This window comes from Actinomyces capricornis (assembly GCF_019974135.1).
Lineage (GTDB): Bacteria > Actinomycetota > Actinomycetes > Actinomycetales > Actinomycetaceae > Actinomyces > Actinomyces capricornis.
The window spans coordinates 1983162-1998681 of sequence record NZ_AP025017.1; the positions used below are offsets into that span (position 1 = coordinate 1983162).

Below are 15520 nucleotides of genomic sequence, written 5' to 3' on the forward strand. Positions count from 1 at the left end.
TGAGCGCAGTGAGCACCGCGACCACCCCCAGGCTCCAGATCGCCCTGGACACCCCCGACCTGCCCAGCGCCCTGGGCCCCCTGCAGCGGGCGGCGCCCCATATCGACATCATCGAGTGCGGGACCGTCCTCATCCTCGCCGAGGGCCTGCACGCCGTGCGCGCCATCCGGGCGCTCTTCCCCGACAAGCCCATCCTCGCCGATATCCGCATCGCCGAGGCCGGCTCCAAGCTCGCCGCCCTGGCCTTCGAGGCGGGGGCCACCATGGTCTCCTGCGTGGCCGGGGCCTCCATGGCCACCATCCGCCAGGTCTGCGAGGTCGCCGCCGCCCATGGTGGTGAGGTCCAGGTCGAGCTGGCCGACGAGTGGTACGACCCCCAGCGCGCCCGCGCCTGGCGCGAGGCCGGCGTCCAGCACGTCATCGTCAAGCGATCGCGGGACCGTGAGGCCGGCGGCGACCTGTCCTGGGGGCCCCAGGACATGGCGCGGGTCGACGAGCTGGCGGAGATGGGCCTGACGGTGACCATCACCGGCGGCGTGGGGCCCACGGACCTGCCCGCCTTCGCCGGGCGCCGGGTCGGCATCGTCATCTCGGGCCGGGCCATCGTCGAGGCCGAGGACCCCGCGGCGGCGGCCCACGACCTGAGCCGGACCCTGGCGCAGGTGTGGCCATGAGCGGCGTCGACCTTCAGGAGGGCATCAGCCTGGGCATCTACGAGAAGGCCCTGGTCTCCAACCCCCTGGCCTCGGGACAGGACTGGAGGCGCTTCCTGGAGCAGGTCCCCAGCGCCGGCTTCTCCTTCCTGGACCTGTCCATCGACGAGAGCCCCCAGCGCGAGGAGCGCCTCGACTGGGGGCCCGCCCAGTGCCGGCGGGTGCGCGATGCCGCCGACGACGTCGGGGCGGCCATCGGGGGCGTGTGCCTGTCCCTGCACCGCCGGATCGGGCCGGGCTCAGCCGACCCCGAGGTGCGCCGTCGGGCCCGCCAGGTGATGACCCGCGGCCTGGAGGTCTGCCACGACCTGGGGGCGCCGGTCATCCAGATCGCCGGCTACTACGCCTACTACGAGCAGCCCGGGCCCGAGGCCGAGCGCTGGTACCGCCAGATGCTGGCCGACGCGGCGCCGATGGCCGCCCGCCTGGGCGTGGTCATGGGCATCGAGAACGTCGACGGCCATGACGTGACCTCCATCCGCAAGGCGGTCGAGCTCGTCCGCGAGGTCGACTCCCCCTACCTGCAGGTCTACCCGGACCTGGGCAATATCGCCGAGCAGGGCCTGGACCCGCGCGTCGAGCTGGCCGCCGGGCGCGGGCACATGGTGGCGATGCACGCCAAGGACGTGCGCCGCGGGGAGCCCCGGCGCGTGGAGATGGGCCGGGGCATCGTCGACTGGGACCTCAGCTTCCGCCTGCTCAAGGACCAGCACTGGGCGGGGCGGCTCATGATCGAGATGTGGAACGACGACGCCCCGGACTCCCTGGAGCGCTGCCGCCAGGCTCGCGCCTTCATCGAGGACCGTGCCCGCGGCGCCGGCATCGAGGTGCGCACCGCGGCCTGACCACCGACCAACCCACCGCCACCCACTGACATCGACTATTCACCGGTCCGGCCAAGGGCCGCACGGAGAGGACAACGACAATGACGTACGACCTTTCGACCATCGGGGAGGGGCAGATCCGGCTCACCTGCGAGCACGGGGAGCGCCTGTCCACCGCACGATCCCTGCGCATGACCGCCGCGGGCTCGGAGGCCAATGTCTCGGGCCTGCTGGCCCAGCTCGGGCGCAGCACCGCCTGGGCCACCAAGCTCCCCCGCGGCGGGCTGTCCGAGCGCATCGCCATCGAGTACAGCGCCGTGGGCGTGGACATGTCCCACATGGTGCTGGCCGATGAGGGCAGGGTGGCCCTGTACTTCCTGGAGCCGGGGGAGTTCCCCCTGCCGGGCAAGGTCACCTACGACCGCCTGCACACGCCCTTCCGGGAGATCACCCCCGAGGAGCTGGACTGGGACAGCCTGCTGGACACGCGGGTGGTCTTCCTCACCGGCATCACCGCCGCCCTGACGCCGGCCACGGCGCGGGTGGTGCGCTACTTCGCCGACGCCGCCCGCGAGCGCGGCGTGCCCGTGGCTCTGGACGTCAACTTCCGCTCCCTGCTGTGGAGCGGGGAGCAGGCCCGCGAGGTGCTCGAGCCCATCGCCAGGATGTCCTCCATCCTGTTCTGCTCGCGCACCGATGCGGGCATCGTCTTCGGGGTGGAGGAGGCGGGGGTCCAGGCCTGCCGCGCCCTGCGCGAGCAGCTGGAGGTGCCCGTGGTGGTCTCCACCGACGGGCGCGCCGGCACCTACCTGTCCACCCCCGAGGGGGAGCGGGTCTACGAGATCCGCTCGGTGCCCGTCCTGGACCGCCCCGGCGCCGGGGACGCCTTCGTCGCCGGCACCCTGCACGGCTGGCTCGACGACGACGTCGAGCGGGGCATCGAGATGGGCACCCGCGTGGCCTGCCTGGCCCTGACCCACCACGGCGACCTCACCCACGTCTACCCCGGCGAGCTCATGGCCGGCCAGGGCACGGACATCGTCCGCTGAGCGCTGGCACGGCCGCACCGACGGGGGCCGAGGACGCCGGCCCCCGTCCCACCCCACCCGCATCCTTTCAGAGAGGTCCGCAGATGAGTACATCGAGTACATCAGCCCTCACCAGTGCGCCCCAGGGCCGCACCGCCCCCGAGCAGATCGACAACCACCGCCTCACCGGCCACCAGAAGTCCCTCATCGGCATGGCCATCGTCGGCAATGTCTCGGAGTTCTTCGACCTGTTCCTCATCGGTTTCATCGTCAACATCCTCATGGAGACCCCCGGGTGGAGCCTGACCGGCTTCCACTCCGGCGTCATCCTGGCCGGGGCCGGCCTGGGCACCGTCGTCGGTGCCATTGCCTGGGGTCGCCTGGCCGACATCTTCGGCCGCCGGCACGCCTTCGTGGCCTGCATCATCGTCCTGGTCATCTTCACCGCGATCTCCGCCCTGACCCCGGTCAACGGCTGGATCCTCCTGGCCATCATGCGCACCGGTGTGGGGATCGGCGTGGGAGGCCTGAACATCACCTCCGTGCCCTTCGTCCAGGAGTTCGTCCCCGCCCGGCAGCGGGGCCTGCTGGCAGGCCTGACCAGTGTCTTCATCCCCGCGGGCATCTTCCTGGGCGGGGTGGTCACCAAGTACTTCGGGGACGCCCTGGGCTGGCGCGGCCTCATCGCCGTGGGCTGCATCCCCATCGTCCTGCTCGCCTGGGCGCGGATCATCCCCGAGTCCCCGCGCTTCCTCCAGGCCCAGGGCCGCGAGCAGGAGGCCAAGGAGGCCTACGCCTGGGCCATGGAGATCCCCGTGGAGCAGGTGGCCGACCTGCCCGAGATCAAGGAGACCGGCTCTGCCTCCTACCGGGTCATCTTCAGCCGCTACCCCCGCCAGCTCCTGGTGGTGGCCCTGGGATCCTTCTGCTTCATCATGGGCTCCTTCACCGTCCAGTCCTGGGGGCAGAGCCTCCTGGGGCAGTCCTTCGGCTTCCACGTGGGCACGGTGGCCACGCTGTTCATGCTCGTCTCCCTGGGCGACCTCCTGGGGCGCCTGGGCTCGGCCTGGATCTCCGACCGCATCGGGCGGCGGTGGACCATGTTCGGCTGCGGGATGATCGGTGGTGTGGGGGCGCTCATCGCCGCCCTGTCCACCCGGATGGTCCACGGCGACCAGGTGGGCGCGGCCGGCTACGTGTTCTTCATCGGGATCCTCATCATCATGACCTTCGGTGATGGGGCCTTCGGCATCCTCAACGCCTTCGGGGGGGAGCAGTTCCCCACCGAGGCGCGCTCGACCGGCCTGGGCCTGGGCTACGGGATCGGGGCGATGGCCAAGGTGGTGGGCCCCTACTTCGTGGGAGCGCTCATCGGCTCGGCCAAGCTCAGCGCGCAGGTGGTCTTCCTGCCCTTCCTCATCTTCGCGGGCCTGCTGTTCCTGGGCGGGTTCATCTACCTCTTCGCCAAGGAGACCAAGGGGGCCTCGCTGGAGGACATCTAGCAGGCCCCTCCCTCCCGGGGCTGTCAGCGGCGCCAGTGGCCGCGAGGGCCTCCGGCGGGGTGCGAGTCGATACGCTCGCCCCGCCGGAGGCCCTCACCGCGCGTTCGCGGGGCCGGCCCGTGCGGCGCCGTCGACGGCGGTGCGCCGGTGGGGCCCGCACCGGGGCCCCACCGGCGCACCGCGCCCGTCCTCACTCCTCGTGCTGGCCGTAGACGTTCTGGTAGCGATCGTTGAGGCTGTCGATCTGCGCCTGGTCGATGGGCACCGGCTCCCCGCCCTGCCGGGCGACGTGCACGGTGCGGGCCACCTCCTCGCACATGGCGGCGGCCTTGACCGCTGCCCGGGCGTCGCGGCCGATGGTGAAGGGGCCGTGGTTGGCCATGAGCACCGCCGGCGAGCGCGAGCCCGACAGCGTCTCGACAATGCCGCGGCCGATGGAGTCGTCCCCGATGAGGGCGAAGGGGCCCACGGGGATATCCCCGCCGAACTCGTCGGCCATCATCGTCAGCACGCAGGGGATGGGCTCGCGGCGGGCCGCCCAGGCGGTGGCGTAGGTCGAGTGCGTGTGGACCACGCCCCCCACCCCCTCCATGTGCCGGTAGACGTAGGCGTGGGCGGCGGTGTCCGAGGAGGGGGTCAGGGAGGCCGGGGTGCCGTCCTCGATCTTGTCGCCCTGGAGGGTGCACACCACCATGGTGCCGGGGCTCAGCTCGTCATAGGAGACCCCGGAGGGCTTGATGACGAACAGGCCGGCGCACTGCGGGCCCCGGCCGCGGTCCACCATGACGCGCTCGGAGACATTGCCCGCCGTCCAGACCACCAGGCCCCAGCGCGGCAGCTCGGCGTGCAGGGCCGCCACGCGCTCGCGGGTGGCGGCCACCGCGGCCTGGACCTCCTCATCGAGCTCGGACAGGACGATCATGCGGTCCTCCTTGTGGTCATGCGGTGGTCATTGCCGTTCTCGTTCTCGGGATGACTGCCTCCCACTGGTACTCCTTCGTCGTGGGTTCGCCCTGCGTCCATCACGCAAGGCCCTATCAAGGCCCTGCTGCGGGCCGCGGAGGGCAGTCCCGCCGCCCGCGGCCGTGGTGGGATTCTACGAGGCGGGCGAAGGCTCGCGGCAGTCGCCGATGAACGGGTGTGCACGGCGGATCACGAAGGACGGCGGTGCTCGGGTTGAGAGGGGCTGAGGGGCCGCAGAGATGCGGTAGGCGGCTCAGCTGGGAGGAGGAAGGCACAATGAACGCGCACATCTGTTCGCAGGAGGTGCTCCCTGGAGGCACTGGCCCCCAGTGCCCGCCTCTGGAATGCGAGTTCGGGGTGCAGAATGCGATGACCCTGCACTCGCATTCTGCACCCCGAACTCGCATTGTGCTCAGGTGGGCTGGCCGTAGCCCGCTGGTGGCTGGCCGTAGCCGGCACTGCCCTGGCCGTAGCCCTGCGGGGCGCCTGCCTGCTGCTGGCCCATGCCCTGCTGTGTGCCGTGGTGCTGCCCATAGCCGCCCTGGCCGTAGCCGGCTGGCTGGCCATAGGCCTGCGGAGCGGAGAGCTGGCCGTAGCCGGCCGCCGTCGGGTCGTAGCCCGACTGGGGCAGGGGCGAGCCCATCTGGGAGGCGGAGCGGGCCTCCTTCTGGCGCTGCAGGCCCTCGACATAGCGCACGCCGTAGACCATCGCAATACCGAGGCCCACCAGAATGAACCGGGTGACGCCCCGGCTGCTATCGCTGGAGAAGACGAGCACGGCGACGATGATCCACAGGACCACGGCGCCGGCCACCATGGGCCAGAAGAGTTTGGACTTCGGAGTCTTCCATGGTGACTGCTTGGCCTCGGGCTGGGAGTCCTGGCCTGGGAAGGGTGACTGCGCTGGCTGCTGGTAGGACATAGGTCTCTTTCCTTAGGCACGGGATACGAGCGAGATCAGCCTAACCGGACCGACGCCGTTCCCGTCCAACGTGGCGCACGGGGAGAAGAACCCGCCCCGGCGCGTGATGCGCCCCCCGGGGCGGGGCTCCCCGGGGGGCGCATCAGGCAGGAGGTGCGGACCTCGCCGACAGCCCTTCGCCGACAGTCCATTGACGGTGCTCAGGCACGACGACGCTCAGGCGCGACGGGCCTCCAGGGCACGTCCGGCCACGGCCGCGACATTGTCACCGGTGAAGCCGTACTCCTCGAATAGGCGTCCGCCGGGCGCCGAGGCGCCGAAGTGCTCGATGGAGACCACGGCACCGGCGTCGCCCACGATCTCGCGCCACCCCATGGCGATGCCGGCCTCCACCGAGACCCGCACGGCGTCGGCGGGCAGGACAGCGGCGCGGTAGTCCTCGTCCTGCTCGGCGAACCACTCCAGGCAGGGGGCCGAGACCACGCGGGTGGGCGTGCCCTGGGCCTGGAGGATCTCGCGCGCCGCCACGGCCACGGAGACCTCCGAGCCGGTGGCGATGAGCACCAGCTCGGGGGCGGCCTCGGCGCCCGAGGCGTCAGTGGCCTCCATCAGGACGTAGGCGCCCCGGCGCACGCCGTCGGCGGCGGCCTCGGGCGAGGCGTGCACCGTCAGGTTCTGGCGCGAGAGGATGAGGCCCACCGGCTCGCGGTGGCGGCGCAGGATCTCGGCCCAGGCGGCGGCCGTCTCATTGGCGTCCCCGGGCCGCACCACGGCCAGGCCCGGGATGGCGCGCAGGGCGGCCAGGTGCTCGATGGGCTGGTGGGTGGGGCCGTCCTCGCCCACTCCGATGGAGTCGTGGGACCACACGAAGATGGAGCCCACCCGCATCAGGGCGGCCAGGCGGACGGCCGGGCGCATGTAGTCGGAGAAGACCATGAAGGTCCCCCCGTAGGCGCGGGTCAGGCCATCCACGGCGATCCCGTTGAGGATCGAGCCCATGGCGTGCTCGCGCACACCGAAGTGGATGGTGCGCCCGTAGGGGCTGCCGTCATGGCTCGCCGCGAGCGAGGCGGGCAGGAAGGAGGCCTCGCCGGCCATGGAGGTGTTGTTGGAGCCGGCCAGGTCGGCCGAGCCGCCCCACAGCTCGGGGACCACCGGGGCCAGGGCGCTGAGGGTCTTGCCGGAGGCCGAGCGGGTGGCCACCGCCTCCCCGGGCTCCCAGGTCGGCAGGGCCTCCTCCAGCCCCTCGGGCAGGCCCCCGCTGAGCAGGCGCTCCAGCAGTGCAGAGCCCTGCGGGTTGGCGGCCTTCCACGCCTCGAAGCGCTCGTCCCACTGGCCGCGCAGCTCGGCGGCCCTCTGGGCGGCCTGGGCGCGGGTGTGCTCGAGGACCTCCTGGGGCAGCTGGAAGTCCTGCTCGGGGTCCAGGCCGAGGGCCTCCTTGAGCCCGGCGACCTCCTGGGGCCCGAGCTTGGCGCCGTGGGAGGACTCCTGGCCCTGCTTGGTGGGGGAGGGCCAGGCGATGATCGTGCGCAGGCGGATGAGGCTGGGGCGCGTGGTCTCGGCCCGGGCGGCCTCCAGGGCGGCGTGAAGCGCCTCGTAGTCCTCGTGGTACTGGCCGCCGGCGCGCCAGTCGACGTCGAGGACCTGCCAGCCGTAGGCCTCGAAGCGGGCCGAGGGATCCTCGGTGAAGGCGATGTCGGTGTCGCCCTCGATGGAGATGTCGTTGTCGTCGTAGATGGCGATGAGGTTGCCCAGCTCCTGGGTCCCGGCCAGGGAGGCGGCCTCAGCGGCCACGCCCTCCTGCATGCAGCCGTCGCCGACGATGGTGTAGACGTAGTGGTCGAAGACCGACTCCCCGGGGGCGGTCTGGGCATCGAGCATCCCGTGCTCGCGGCGGGCGGCCATGGCCATGCCCACGGCGGTGGCGATGCCCGCCCCCAGGGGCCCGGTGGTGGTCTCCACCCCGGCGGTGTGGCCGAACTCGGGGTGGCCCGGGGTCAGGGAGCCCCACTGGCGCAGCTGGCGCAGGTCGTCGAGCTCCAGGCCGTAGCCGGCCAGGGCCAGCTGGATGTACTGCAGCAGGGAGGCGTGCCCGATGGACAGCACGAAGCGGTCGCGCCCCAGCCAGGCGGGGTCGGCCGGGTCTGCGCGCATCTCGCGCTGGTAGAGCAGGTAGGCCACGCCCGCCAGGGAGATCGGGGTGCCGGGATGCCCGGAGCCGGCGTTCTCGACGGCGTCGGCGGCCAGTGCCTTGGAGACGGCGATGGCCCGGTGGTCGAGGTCGGTCAGCAGTGGCTCAGCAGTCATGCGGGCTCCTTGGATGGTGCGAGTGCCTGGCGGCCCCGGAAGGGGGCTGGACCGATCCTCCCCGCTGTGGGGCGGGCGGGCAAGTAGAGGCGTGAACGCCTGCTCAGATGGGCGCCAGGCCCGGCAGCCCGCTGCACGCATGTGTGGGCCCGCCACCCCTCCCCACTCTTCGACAATTTGCATGAGATCGTACTTCTCCAGGCCCGGAGAAGTACGATCTCATGCAAATTGTCGAAAAGAAGGAGGGTCAGGGGGTGTCCTGCTCCTCGGCCCCGTGCCCACTGCCGTCCTGGGGCAGGAGGTGGCCCACCATGTCGGTCAGGCCCGTGCCCACCAGGCTGCGCAGCACGGCGTCGAGCTGGTCGACATTGCCGGCCACGGCCCGGGGCAGGGCGCTGGCGCCCTCGGTGGAGATGATGGACATGTCGCGCACATTGCCCAGGGGCTCGCTCAGGGCCCGGGCGATCTCGGGGGCCTTGTCCAGCAGCATCTGGCGCGTGGCCGCCTCGCCGTACTTGGCCAGGGCATCGGCCTTGTCGCTCATCGCCTTGGCCTCGGCCTCACCGGCGGCGCGGATGGTCTCGGCCTCGGCCTGACCCCGGGCGGCGATCGCATCGGCCTCGGCACGGGCGCGCGCTGCCGTCGCCTTGGCCTCGGCCTCGGCGCGGGCGACGGTGGCCTGCGCCTGGGCCTCGGCGTCCAGCCGGGTGCGCTCGGCCTCGGCCTCGGCGCGCAGCAGTGCCTCGGTCTTGGAGGCCTGGGCCTCCTGCTCGCGCTGGTAGCGGGCGGCATCGGCGGGCTTGCGCACCGAGGAGTCCAGCTCGCGCTCGGTCAGGGCCGCCTTGGCCTCGGCGGCCTCCTGCTCGATGACGGCGATCTCGCGCTCCTTGGCGGCGCGCGCCAGGGGCCCGGCGGAGTCGGCGTCGGCCTGGGCCTTGTCGGTCTCGGCCTTGAGCTGGGCGGCGCGCAGGGCCAGGTCGCGCTCGCGCTCGGCGATGAGCTGGCGCGAGGTCACCTCGGCGTCGCGGGCCTCGCGTTCGGCATTGGCCCGCGCGATGCGCGCGTCCTTCTCCACGCGCTGCTGCTCGGGCACGCCCAGGGACTCGATGTAGCCGCCGGCGTCGGTGATCTCCGAGACCTGGAGCATGTCGATCTCCAGGCCCATGTTGGCCAGGACCGACTTGGCGTCGTCGAAGACGTTCTTCTGCAGGGCGTCGCGGTCGGAGATGAGGTCGGTGACCGTCATGTGGCCGATGATGGAGCGCAGGGAGCCGATGAGGGCCTCACGGGCGGAGTCGGCGATGGCCTGGTCGGTGTTGGGCTTGCCCAGGAAGCGCTTGGCGGCGGCCCGCACCTGCTCGTCGGAGTCCCCGACCTTGACGGCCGCCACCGCCGAGACATTGACATTGATCTTGTTCTCGTCCTCGGCGGTGACCTTGAAGCCGATCGTGGTCTGGGTGAAGGGCAGGTACTGGATGGACTGGATGATCGGCAGCACGAAGTCGCGCCCGCCGGGGTGGATGATCTTGACCGCTCCCCGGTTGGACCCGGAGATGAGCCCGGTGAGGTTGGAGGGGACGACGACGACCCGCGTGAGCATGTAGCCGCCCAGGAGCAGCACGATGACGATCAGTGCTGCGATGGGTAGGACCACGGAGGAGTCGAGCATGGCTGACTGTTCCTTTCGGTGATGAGGAGGGAACTGGGAATGGGAACGGGGCGGGGAGGCTGCGGGGCGCGGGACCGGGAGGCCCGCAGCGGCTGAGAGGGGCTCTGGGCGGCTCAGTCCTGCAACCAGGGGGTGATGAGGAGCGCGTCGTCCTCGGCGGCGATGTCCAGGACCCAGGCCTTCTGGCCCGCGCTCAGCGGCTCGGTGGAGCGCGCCGCCAGCGTGAGCTGGTGGCCGCGTGTGAGGGCGCGGACCTCGCCGGTGCCCTCCTTCCACCACAGGACGCTGACCTCCTGCCCCACCAGCTCGGCGGCCGACGGCGGTGCGGCGTCCAGGGGCATGGAGCGCCGCAGCCGGCACCAGGTCCAGCGCGTGGCCCCGCCGGCGGCCAGGGCCAGGGCGGCGGGCGCGCCCCACAGCACGACGGCGGAGACCTGGCGGGACTGGCCCGCGGCGGCCTCCACGCCCATGCCCACGGCCCCGAAGACCGCCAGGGCGACGGCCAGGACCGGCAGTGCGCCGTCGGGCAGCAGCTCGTCCAGGGGCCCGTCCAGGAGGATCCCCAACAGCAGGACGGCGCAGCCGATGAGAGTGCACCAGGCGAAGATGCTCATGAGTCCGCCCTCCTGGGATGTGGGAATCGGGGATCGTGACCACCGCCTCTGGCGGTGGCCACGGGTGGGATTCTGCCACGCGGGGGCGGGCTGGTCAGTCCAATGGCTCAGCCCAGCTCGTAGTGGGCGGGGTCCTGGCCGGTATTGCGCAGGACGTCGGACAGGGGGCTGATGAGGGCCAGGCGGAAGGCGGGGTCCATGCTCCCGGCACTGATGGAGCCCCAGATCTGCTCGGCGCTCAGGGGCGTGCTGGTGGGGTCCAGGTCCCGGCGCATGGCGGCCACCAGGTCGGACTCCAGGCGGGCGTAGGCCATGGTGTAGGAGTCGGGCCACACCGCCTGGGGCCGCCGCGAGCGCAGGATGGTGAAGTTGCGCAGGGCGCGCTGGACCTCGTGGGAGGCCCACAGCATCGACTCCACCCGCAGGTGGTTGAGGGCCTCATCGGCCGAGCCGATGACCGGCACGTGCCCGGGGCGCATGAGGTGGCGGTTCTCCTGGGCCGCTTGGTGGAGGAAGGCCCGGTAGAGCCGGGTCTTGTCGGCCATGACCCGCTCCTCCGAGGCGGTTCGCAGCTGCTTGAGGGCGCGCTGCTCCCCGGCCTGGGCGCTGTGCGCCGCCGACTGCACCCGGCGCAGCCGCTCGATGCTGGCCCGGGAGATCCTGGAGGCCTCCCTGGCGGCGATCTCGGCCCGCGCCGCACTGCGGCCGGCCACGATGATGGCCACCAGGGCGATCGCCAGGCTCAATCCGATCGCCGGTGCCACAACAAGCAGGTCCATGGGCCCATCCTGCCTGGCTCCGGGCCCTGCGGCATACCATCTCAGGCGCGAATGGGCCCCGATTCAGACACAGAGTCCGGACGCAGAAGAATCTGATGAAGCTCTGAATCATCCCTGAAGTGCGCCGGAGTCGGGTCGGGTGGGGCAGGGGGCCTGACGGGGGAGGCGATACCGGGAGGCGGGGCCGGGGCGCACCGTGGGGCGCACCGCGGGGTGCGCCACGGGGTAGGGCCGCGGTGGCCTGCGGATCGCCGTCGTGCCCGTGTGGCGGGGCCCGCCCCGGGCCGGTAGCGTCGCCCCCATGAAGAAGCTCATCGATTCCGCCGACACCGTCGTCGCGGACGCACTGGCGGGGATGGCCGCGGCCCACCCCGACCAGCTCGCCGTCGACCTGGACCACCACATCGTCTACCGCCGCACTCCCAAGGAGGAAGGCCGGGTCGCCATCATCTCCGGCGGTGGCAGCGGCCACGAGCCCCTCCACGGCGGCTTCGTGGGCGCGGGTATGCTCGACGCCGCCTGCGCCGGGGAGATCTTCACCTCCCCCGTCCCCGACCAGATCGTGGCGGCCACCACCGCCGTGGACCGGGGCGCCGGCGTGCTCCACATCGTCAAGAACTACACCGGCGATGTCATGAACTTCGAGATGGCCGCCGAGATCGTGGACATGGAGTCCGGTATCGAGGTGGCCACCGTGGTGACCAACGACGACGTCGCCGTCGAGGACTCCCTGTACACCGCGGGCCGCCGCGGGGTGGGGATCACGGTCATGGTGGAGAAGATCGCCGGGGCGGCCGCCGAGGAGGGGCGCAGCCTGGCCGAGGTCGCCGAGATCGCCTCGCGCGTCAATGCTGCGGGACGCTCCATGGGGATGGCCCTGACCTCCTGCACGGTGCCCGCCAACGGCAAGCCCTCCTTCGACCTGCCCGAGGACGAGATGGAGATCGGGATCGGCATCCACGGCGAGCCCGGCCGCCACCGCGAGAGGATCGCACCGGCCAAGCAGGTCGCCGCCCAGCTCATCGAGCCCATCCTGGCCGAGCTCCCCCAGGGCGATGGCCACGGTGTCATCGCCATGCTCAACGGGATGGGGGCCACGCCGCTGCTCGAGCTCTACCTCATGTACGGGCACGTCGCCGACCAGCTCGGCGCCGCGGGTGTCACGGTGGAGCGCTCCCTGGTGGGCAACTACATCACCAGCCTGGACATGGCCGGCTGCTCCCTGACCCTGCTGCGTGCCGACGAGGAGATGCTGCGCCTCTGGGACGCCCCGGTCCTCACCCCCGGGCTGAGGTGGGGGGCATGAGCCGGGCGCCGGGCATCCAGGAGCTGGGCGCCGCCGACCTGCGGGCCTGGCTGCACGAGTGCTCCGCACTGGTGAGCGCCCACGCCGAGGAGCTGACCGCCCTGGATGCGGCCATCGGGGACGCCGACCACGGCGCCAATATGAAGCGGGGCCTCAGCGCCGTCGAGGCGGTCCTGGAGGCCGGTGGCTTCGAGACCATCGGGGCCCTGCTGAAGAAGGCGGGCATGACCCTGGTCTCCACGGTCGGGGGTGCCTCGGGCCCCCTGTACGGCACGTTCTTCATGCGCATGGGGGCGGCCGCGGGGGCGGCCGCGGCCCTGGATGCCCAGGGGCTGGCGCAGGCGATGGCCGCGGGCGTGGAGGGCATCGCCGCGCGCGGGCGGGCCACCACGGGGGAGAAGACCATGCTCGATGCGTGGAGCCCCGCCCTGGAGGCCCTCGGCTCCCACCCCGAGGACCTGGTGGCCGCCACCGCCGCGGCCGCCCGGGCGGCTGAGGAGGGCCGCCAGGCCACCGAGGCGATGATCGCCACCAAGGGGCGGGCCTCCTACCTGGCCGAGCGCTCCGTGGGTCATATCGATCCCGGGGCGGCCTCCACGGCCCTCATCCTCCAGGCCCTGGCCCAGGTGGTCGCCGGCGGTAGTGCCGGCGACGGCGGGACTGGCGCCGCCGCTGAGGCGGTGCCTGCCCCCGGCACCGGTGCGGACGATGGCGCCTCCCCGACGGGGGGCGCGCAGTCCCGGGAGGGGGCGCCCGCCGATGAGCCGGCGGCTGCGGCCGTCGCGCCCGCGCAGGAATCCGCTCCGAGTGCGGCGCCCTCCGCGGTGGGCATCGTGCTGGTCTCGCACTCGCGCGCCCTGGCGCAGGCCGCCGCCGACCTGGCCACCAGCCTGGTGGCGGGCCTCGACGTCGTCGTCGAGATCGCCGCAGGGCTGCCCGACGGCGGTCTGGGGACTGACGGGTCGGCCGTGGCCGCGGCCATCACGCGGGTGGCCCAGGGGCGGGGCAGCGCCGGAGTACTGGTCCTGGCCGACCTGGGCAGTGCCATCATGAGCGCCGAGGCCGCCCTGGAGCAGCTGGAGGAGCCGGTGGCCGCGCGCACGCGGATCAGTGCGGCCCCCTTCATCGAGGGGCTTGTGGGCGCCTATGCGGCGGCGGGCATTGGCCGCGACCTGGATGCCGTGGCCGCTGAGGCGCTGACGGCGTCGGCGGCCAAGGAGGCCCAGGTCGGCGCGTCATGAAGCTCGGGGCGTCATGAATGACGCCCGGTGATGAGCCGGCGCCGGTGCGATGGCCGCCCGAGACCAGGCAGCCACTGCCGCGAGGGGACGGTGGGCCGCGGGAGCGGCGCGGCGGGTGCCGTCCCCTCGCGCTGTGCCGGCCGGATGCCGGCTGGGGATAGCGGTAGGATGGGGCGGCTCGACCCGAGCCCCAGGCAGCGCATCGAGGGGCTGCGGGACGGGCGGGCCGCCGTGAGGGCGTCGGGACCAGCATGCGACAGTCCACCGCGCCTTGCGGACTTCCGACCAATGGCAGACCGAGGGTCCGGCGCCGGGCCCCTGAGAAGGACCCCACCATGTCCCACACGCGCACCCAGCAGCCGCACCAGTACGCCGCGAGCGGCAGTGATGCCCCGGATTGTCAGGACTCTGCGGATCCGGCGAGGGCCATGGAGGCCGCCGGTGAGCCGCAGCCCGGTATCAACGGACGGCTCATCGACCTGGAGGCGGGGCCGTACCGGGCCCGCATCGCCACATGCGGGGCCACCCTGGTCCACCTGAGGCGCTCGGGGCGCGACCTCGTCCTGCCCTTCGACGCGCAGACCGGCCTGCCCGGCGGGTGGCAGGGCAAGACGCTGGCCCCCTGGCCCAACCGGGTGGCGGGGGCGCGCTACACCTACGGCGGCACCCAGTACCTGCTGGCCTGCAACGAGCCCGAGACCGGTGCAGCCCTCCACGGCCTGGTGGGATGGAGCGACTTCCAGGTGGCCGAGCGCACCGGCAGCGAGGCGGTCCTCGCCCTCCTCCTGCCCGCCTCCTACGGCTACCCGTGGACCCTGGAGATCCGGGTGCGCTTCACCCTGGATGCGAGCGAGGGCCTGCGCCTGGGCATCACGACGACGAGCCTGGGCGCCGCCCAGCCCGCCGCGCACACCCCGGGCGCCCCCCAGGGGAAGGACGGCGCCCTGCCCGCCCCCTACGGCGTGTCCTACCACCCCTACCTCACCCGATCGGTCCCCATCGACCAGTGCCACCTGAGCGCCCCGGGCCGGCTCGTCCTGGAGACCGACCCCGCCACCCTGGCGCCCACTGGGGAGCGCGGCGTGGAGGGCACCGACTGGGACTGGCGCGAGGGGCGGCAGGTGGGCCCGACATCGACGGACAACGCCTACCTCGGCCTGCCCGAGGGGCCCTGGCAGGTGCGGCTGCGTGGGGGCCGGGATGGCAGCAGCGTCGTCCTGGAGGCCCAGGCGCCCTGGCTCCAGATCTACACCGCCGAGCACCTGGGGCGTACCGGGGTGGCGGTTGAGCCCATGACCTGCCCGCCGGATGCCTTCAACAGCGGTCGCGACCTGCTCAGGCTGGCGCGGGGCCAGTCCCACGACTTCACCCTGTGCCTGCGCGAGGAGGACTGAGGCCGCGCCTTCGGGCTGCGATGGCTGGCGGTCCGCCTGGCGAGTTCCCCGCGATGGGGCGTATCTGCGCAGGCCGCGCGTGAAGTTCCTCTTTGATCCAGTCGCCACGGCCGCGAAACGGTGGTACTTTATGCGCTCAAGAAGCTTCAATGAAGCAGGATGACGCACCCCACGTCATGATCCCAGTGGACTCCCATGCCGGCCGGGCTCCGAAGGAGGAGCCCGGTGGAGCCGAGGGCGCCAGGATGCGGGGCGGTA

At 72.4% G+C, this 15520-nt stretch carries 13 protein-coding genes and 1 pseudogene; 8 read left to right on the plus strand and 6 right to left on the minus strand.

Going from position 1 to position 15520, the window contains the following annotated elements; all coding sequences use genetic code 11:
- Positions 1-8 precede the first annotated feature (8 nt).
- The 4 genes from MANAM107_RS07975 (at position 9) to MANAM107_RS07990 (ending at position 4067) form a co-directional block, all read left to right on the plus strand.
- The gene (locus tag MANAM107_RS07975; RefSeq protein WP_223907141.1) at positions 9-674 is read left to right on the plus strand and encodes an orotidine 5'-phosphate decarboxylase / HUMPS family protein; all 666 of its coding nucleotides are present in this window, start codon (positions 9-11) and stop codon (positions 672-674) included.
- Positions 671-1558: an L-ribulose-5-phosphate 3-epimerase gene (locus tag MANAM107_RS07980; RefSeq protein ID WP_223907144.1), complete on the plus strand. Its 888-nt coding sequence runs from the start codon at positions 671-673 to the stop codon at positions 1556-1558. Before MANAM107_RS07975 ends, MANAM107_RS07980 begins: the two co-directional genes overlap by 4 nt.
- 80 nt (positions 1559-1638) lie before the next feature.
- Positions 1639-2586, plus strand: a complete 948-nt coding sequence (locus MANAM107_RS07985; protein ID WP_223907148.1) for a sugar kinase — start codon at positions 1639-1641, stop codon at positions 2584-2586.
- Positions 2587-2669: 83 nt separating this feature from the next.
- Complete coding sequence (locus tag MANAM107_RS07990; protein WP_223907151.1) at positions 2670-4067, plus strand: MFS transporter; 1398 nt, start codon at positions 2670-2672, stop codon at positions 4065-4067.
- A 190-nt stretch (positions 4068-4257) separates the two neighbouring features.
- On the opposite strand, the gene MANAM107_RS07995 is transcribed toward MANAM107_RS07990, so the two are convergent.
- From MANAM107_RS07995 to MANAM107_RS08020, 6 genes are all read right to left on the minus strand, one after another.
- Complete coding sequence (locus MANAM107_RS07995; RefSeq protein WP_223907155.1) at positions 4258-4989, minus strand: L-ribulose-5-phosphate 4-epimerase; 732 nt, start codon at positions 4987-4989, stop codon at positions 4258-4260.
- A gap of 453 nt (positions 4990-5442) precedes the next feature.
- Positions 5443-5952: a hypothetical protein gene (locus MANAM107_RS08000; RefSeq protein ID WP_223907158.1), complete on the minus strand. Its 510-nt coding sequence runs from the start codon at positions 5950-5952 to the stop codon at positions 5443-5445.
- Between the two features lie 216 nt (positions 5953-6168).
- Positions 6169-8259, minus strand: coding sequence for a transketolase (tkt, locus tag MANAM107_RS08005; RefSeq protein ID WP_223907161.1), 2091 nt, complete (start codon positions 8257-8259; stop codon positions 6169-6171).
- A gap of 247 nt (positions 8260-8506) precedes the next feature.
- Positions 8507-9928 (minus strand): flotillin family protein, encoded by a 1422-nt coding sequence (locus tag MANAM107_RS08010; protein WP_223907164.1) that lies wholly within the window; start codon positions 9926-9928, stop codon positions 8507-8509.
- Between the two features lie 113 nt (positions 9929-10041).
- On the minus strand, positions 10042-10542 hold the full coding sequence (locus MANAM107_RS08015; protein ID WP_223907167.1) for a nodulation protein NfeD: 501 nt from the start codon (positions 10540-10542) through the stop codon (positions 10042-10044).
- Positions 10543-10649: 107 nt separating this feature from the next.
- Positions 10650-11321, minus strand: a complete 672-nt coding sequence (locus MANAM107_RS08020) for a hypothetical protein (RefSeq protein ID WP_179900906.1) — start codon at positions 11319-11321, stop codon at positions 10650-10652.
- Positions 11322-11622: 301 nt separating this feature from the next.
- On the opposite strand from MANAM107_RS08020, the gene dhaK reads away from it, so the two are divergent.
- From dhaK to MANAM107_RS08040, 4 genes and pseudogenes are all read left to right on the plus strand, one after another.
- Positions 11623-12627, plus strand: a complete 1005-nt coding sequence (dhaK, locus tag MANAM107_RS08025) for a dihydroxyacetone kinase subunit DhaK (protein ID WP_223907170.1) — start codon at positions 11623-11625, stop codon at positions 12625-12627.
- Positions 12624-13265: pseudogene (gene dhaL, locus MANAM107_RS08030) on the plus strand (dihydroxyacetone kinase subunit DhaL); the annotation flags it as partial. The gene dhaK and the pseudogene dhaL, both read left to right, overlap by 4 nt.
- Before the next feature lie 195 nt (positions 13266-13460).
- Positions 13461-13868 carry a PTS-dependent dihydroxyacetone kinase phosphotransferase subunit DhaM gene (locus MANAM107_RS08035; protein ID WP_308443657.1) on the plus strand — a complete coding sequence of 136 codons (408 nt, stop codon included), beginning with the start codon at positions 13461-13463 and terminating at the stop codon, positions 13866-13868.
- A 428-nt stretch (positions 13869-14296) separates the two neighbouring features.
- Positions 14297-15262, plus strand: a complete 966-nt coding sequence (locus MANAM107_RS08040) for an aldose epimerase family protein (RefSeq protein ID WP_223913001.1) — start codon at positions 14297-14299, stop codon at positions 15260-15262.
- The last annotated feature ends 258 nt before the right edge of the window (positions 15263-15520 follow it).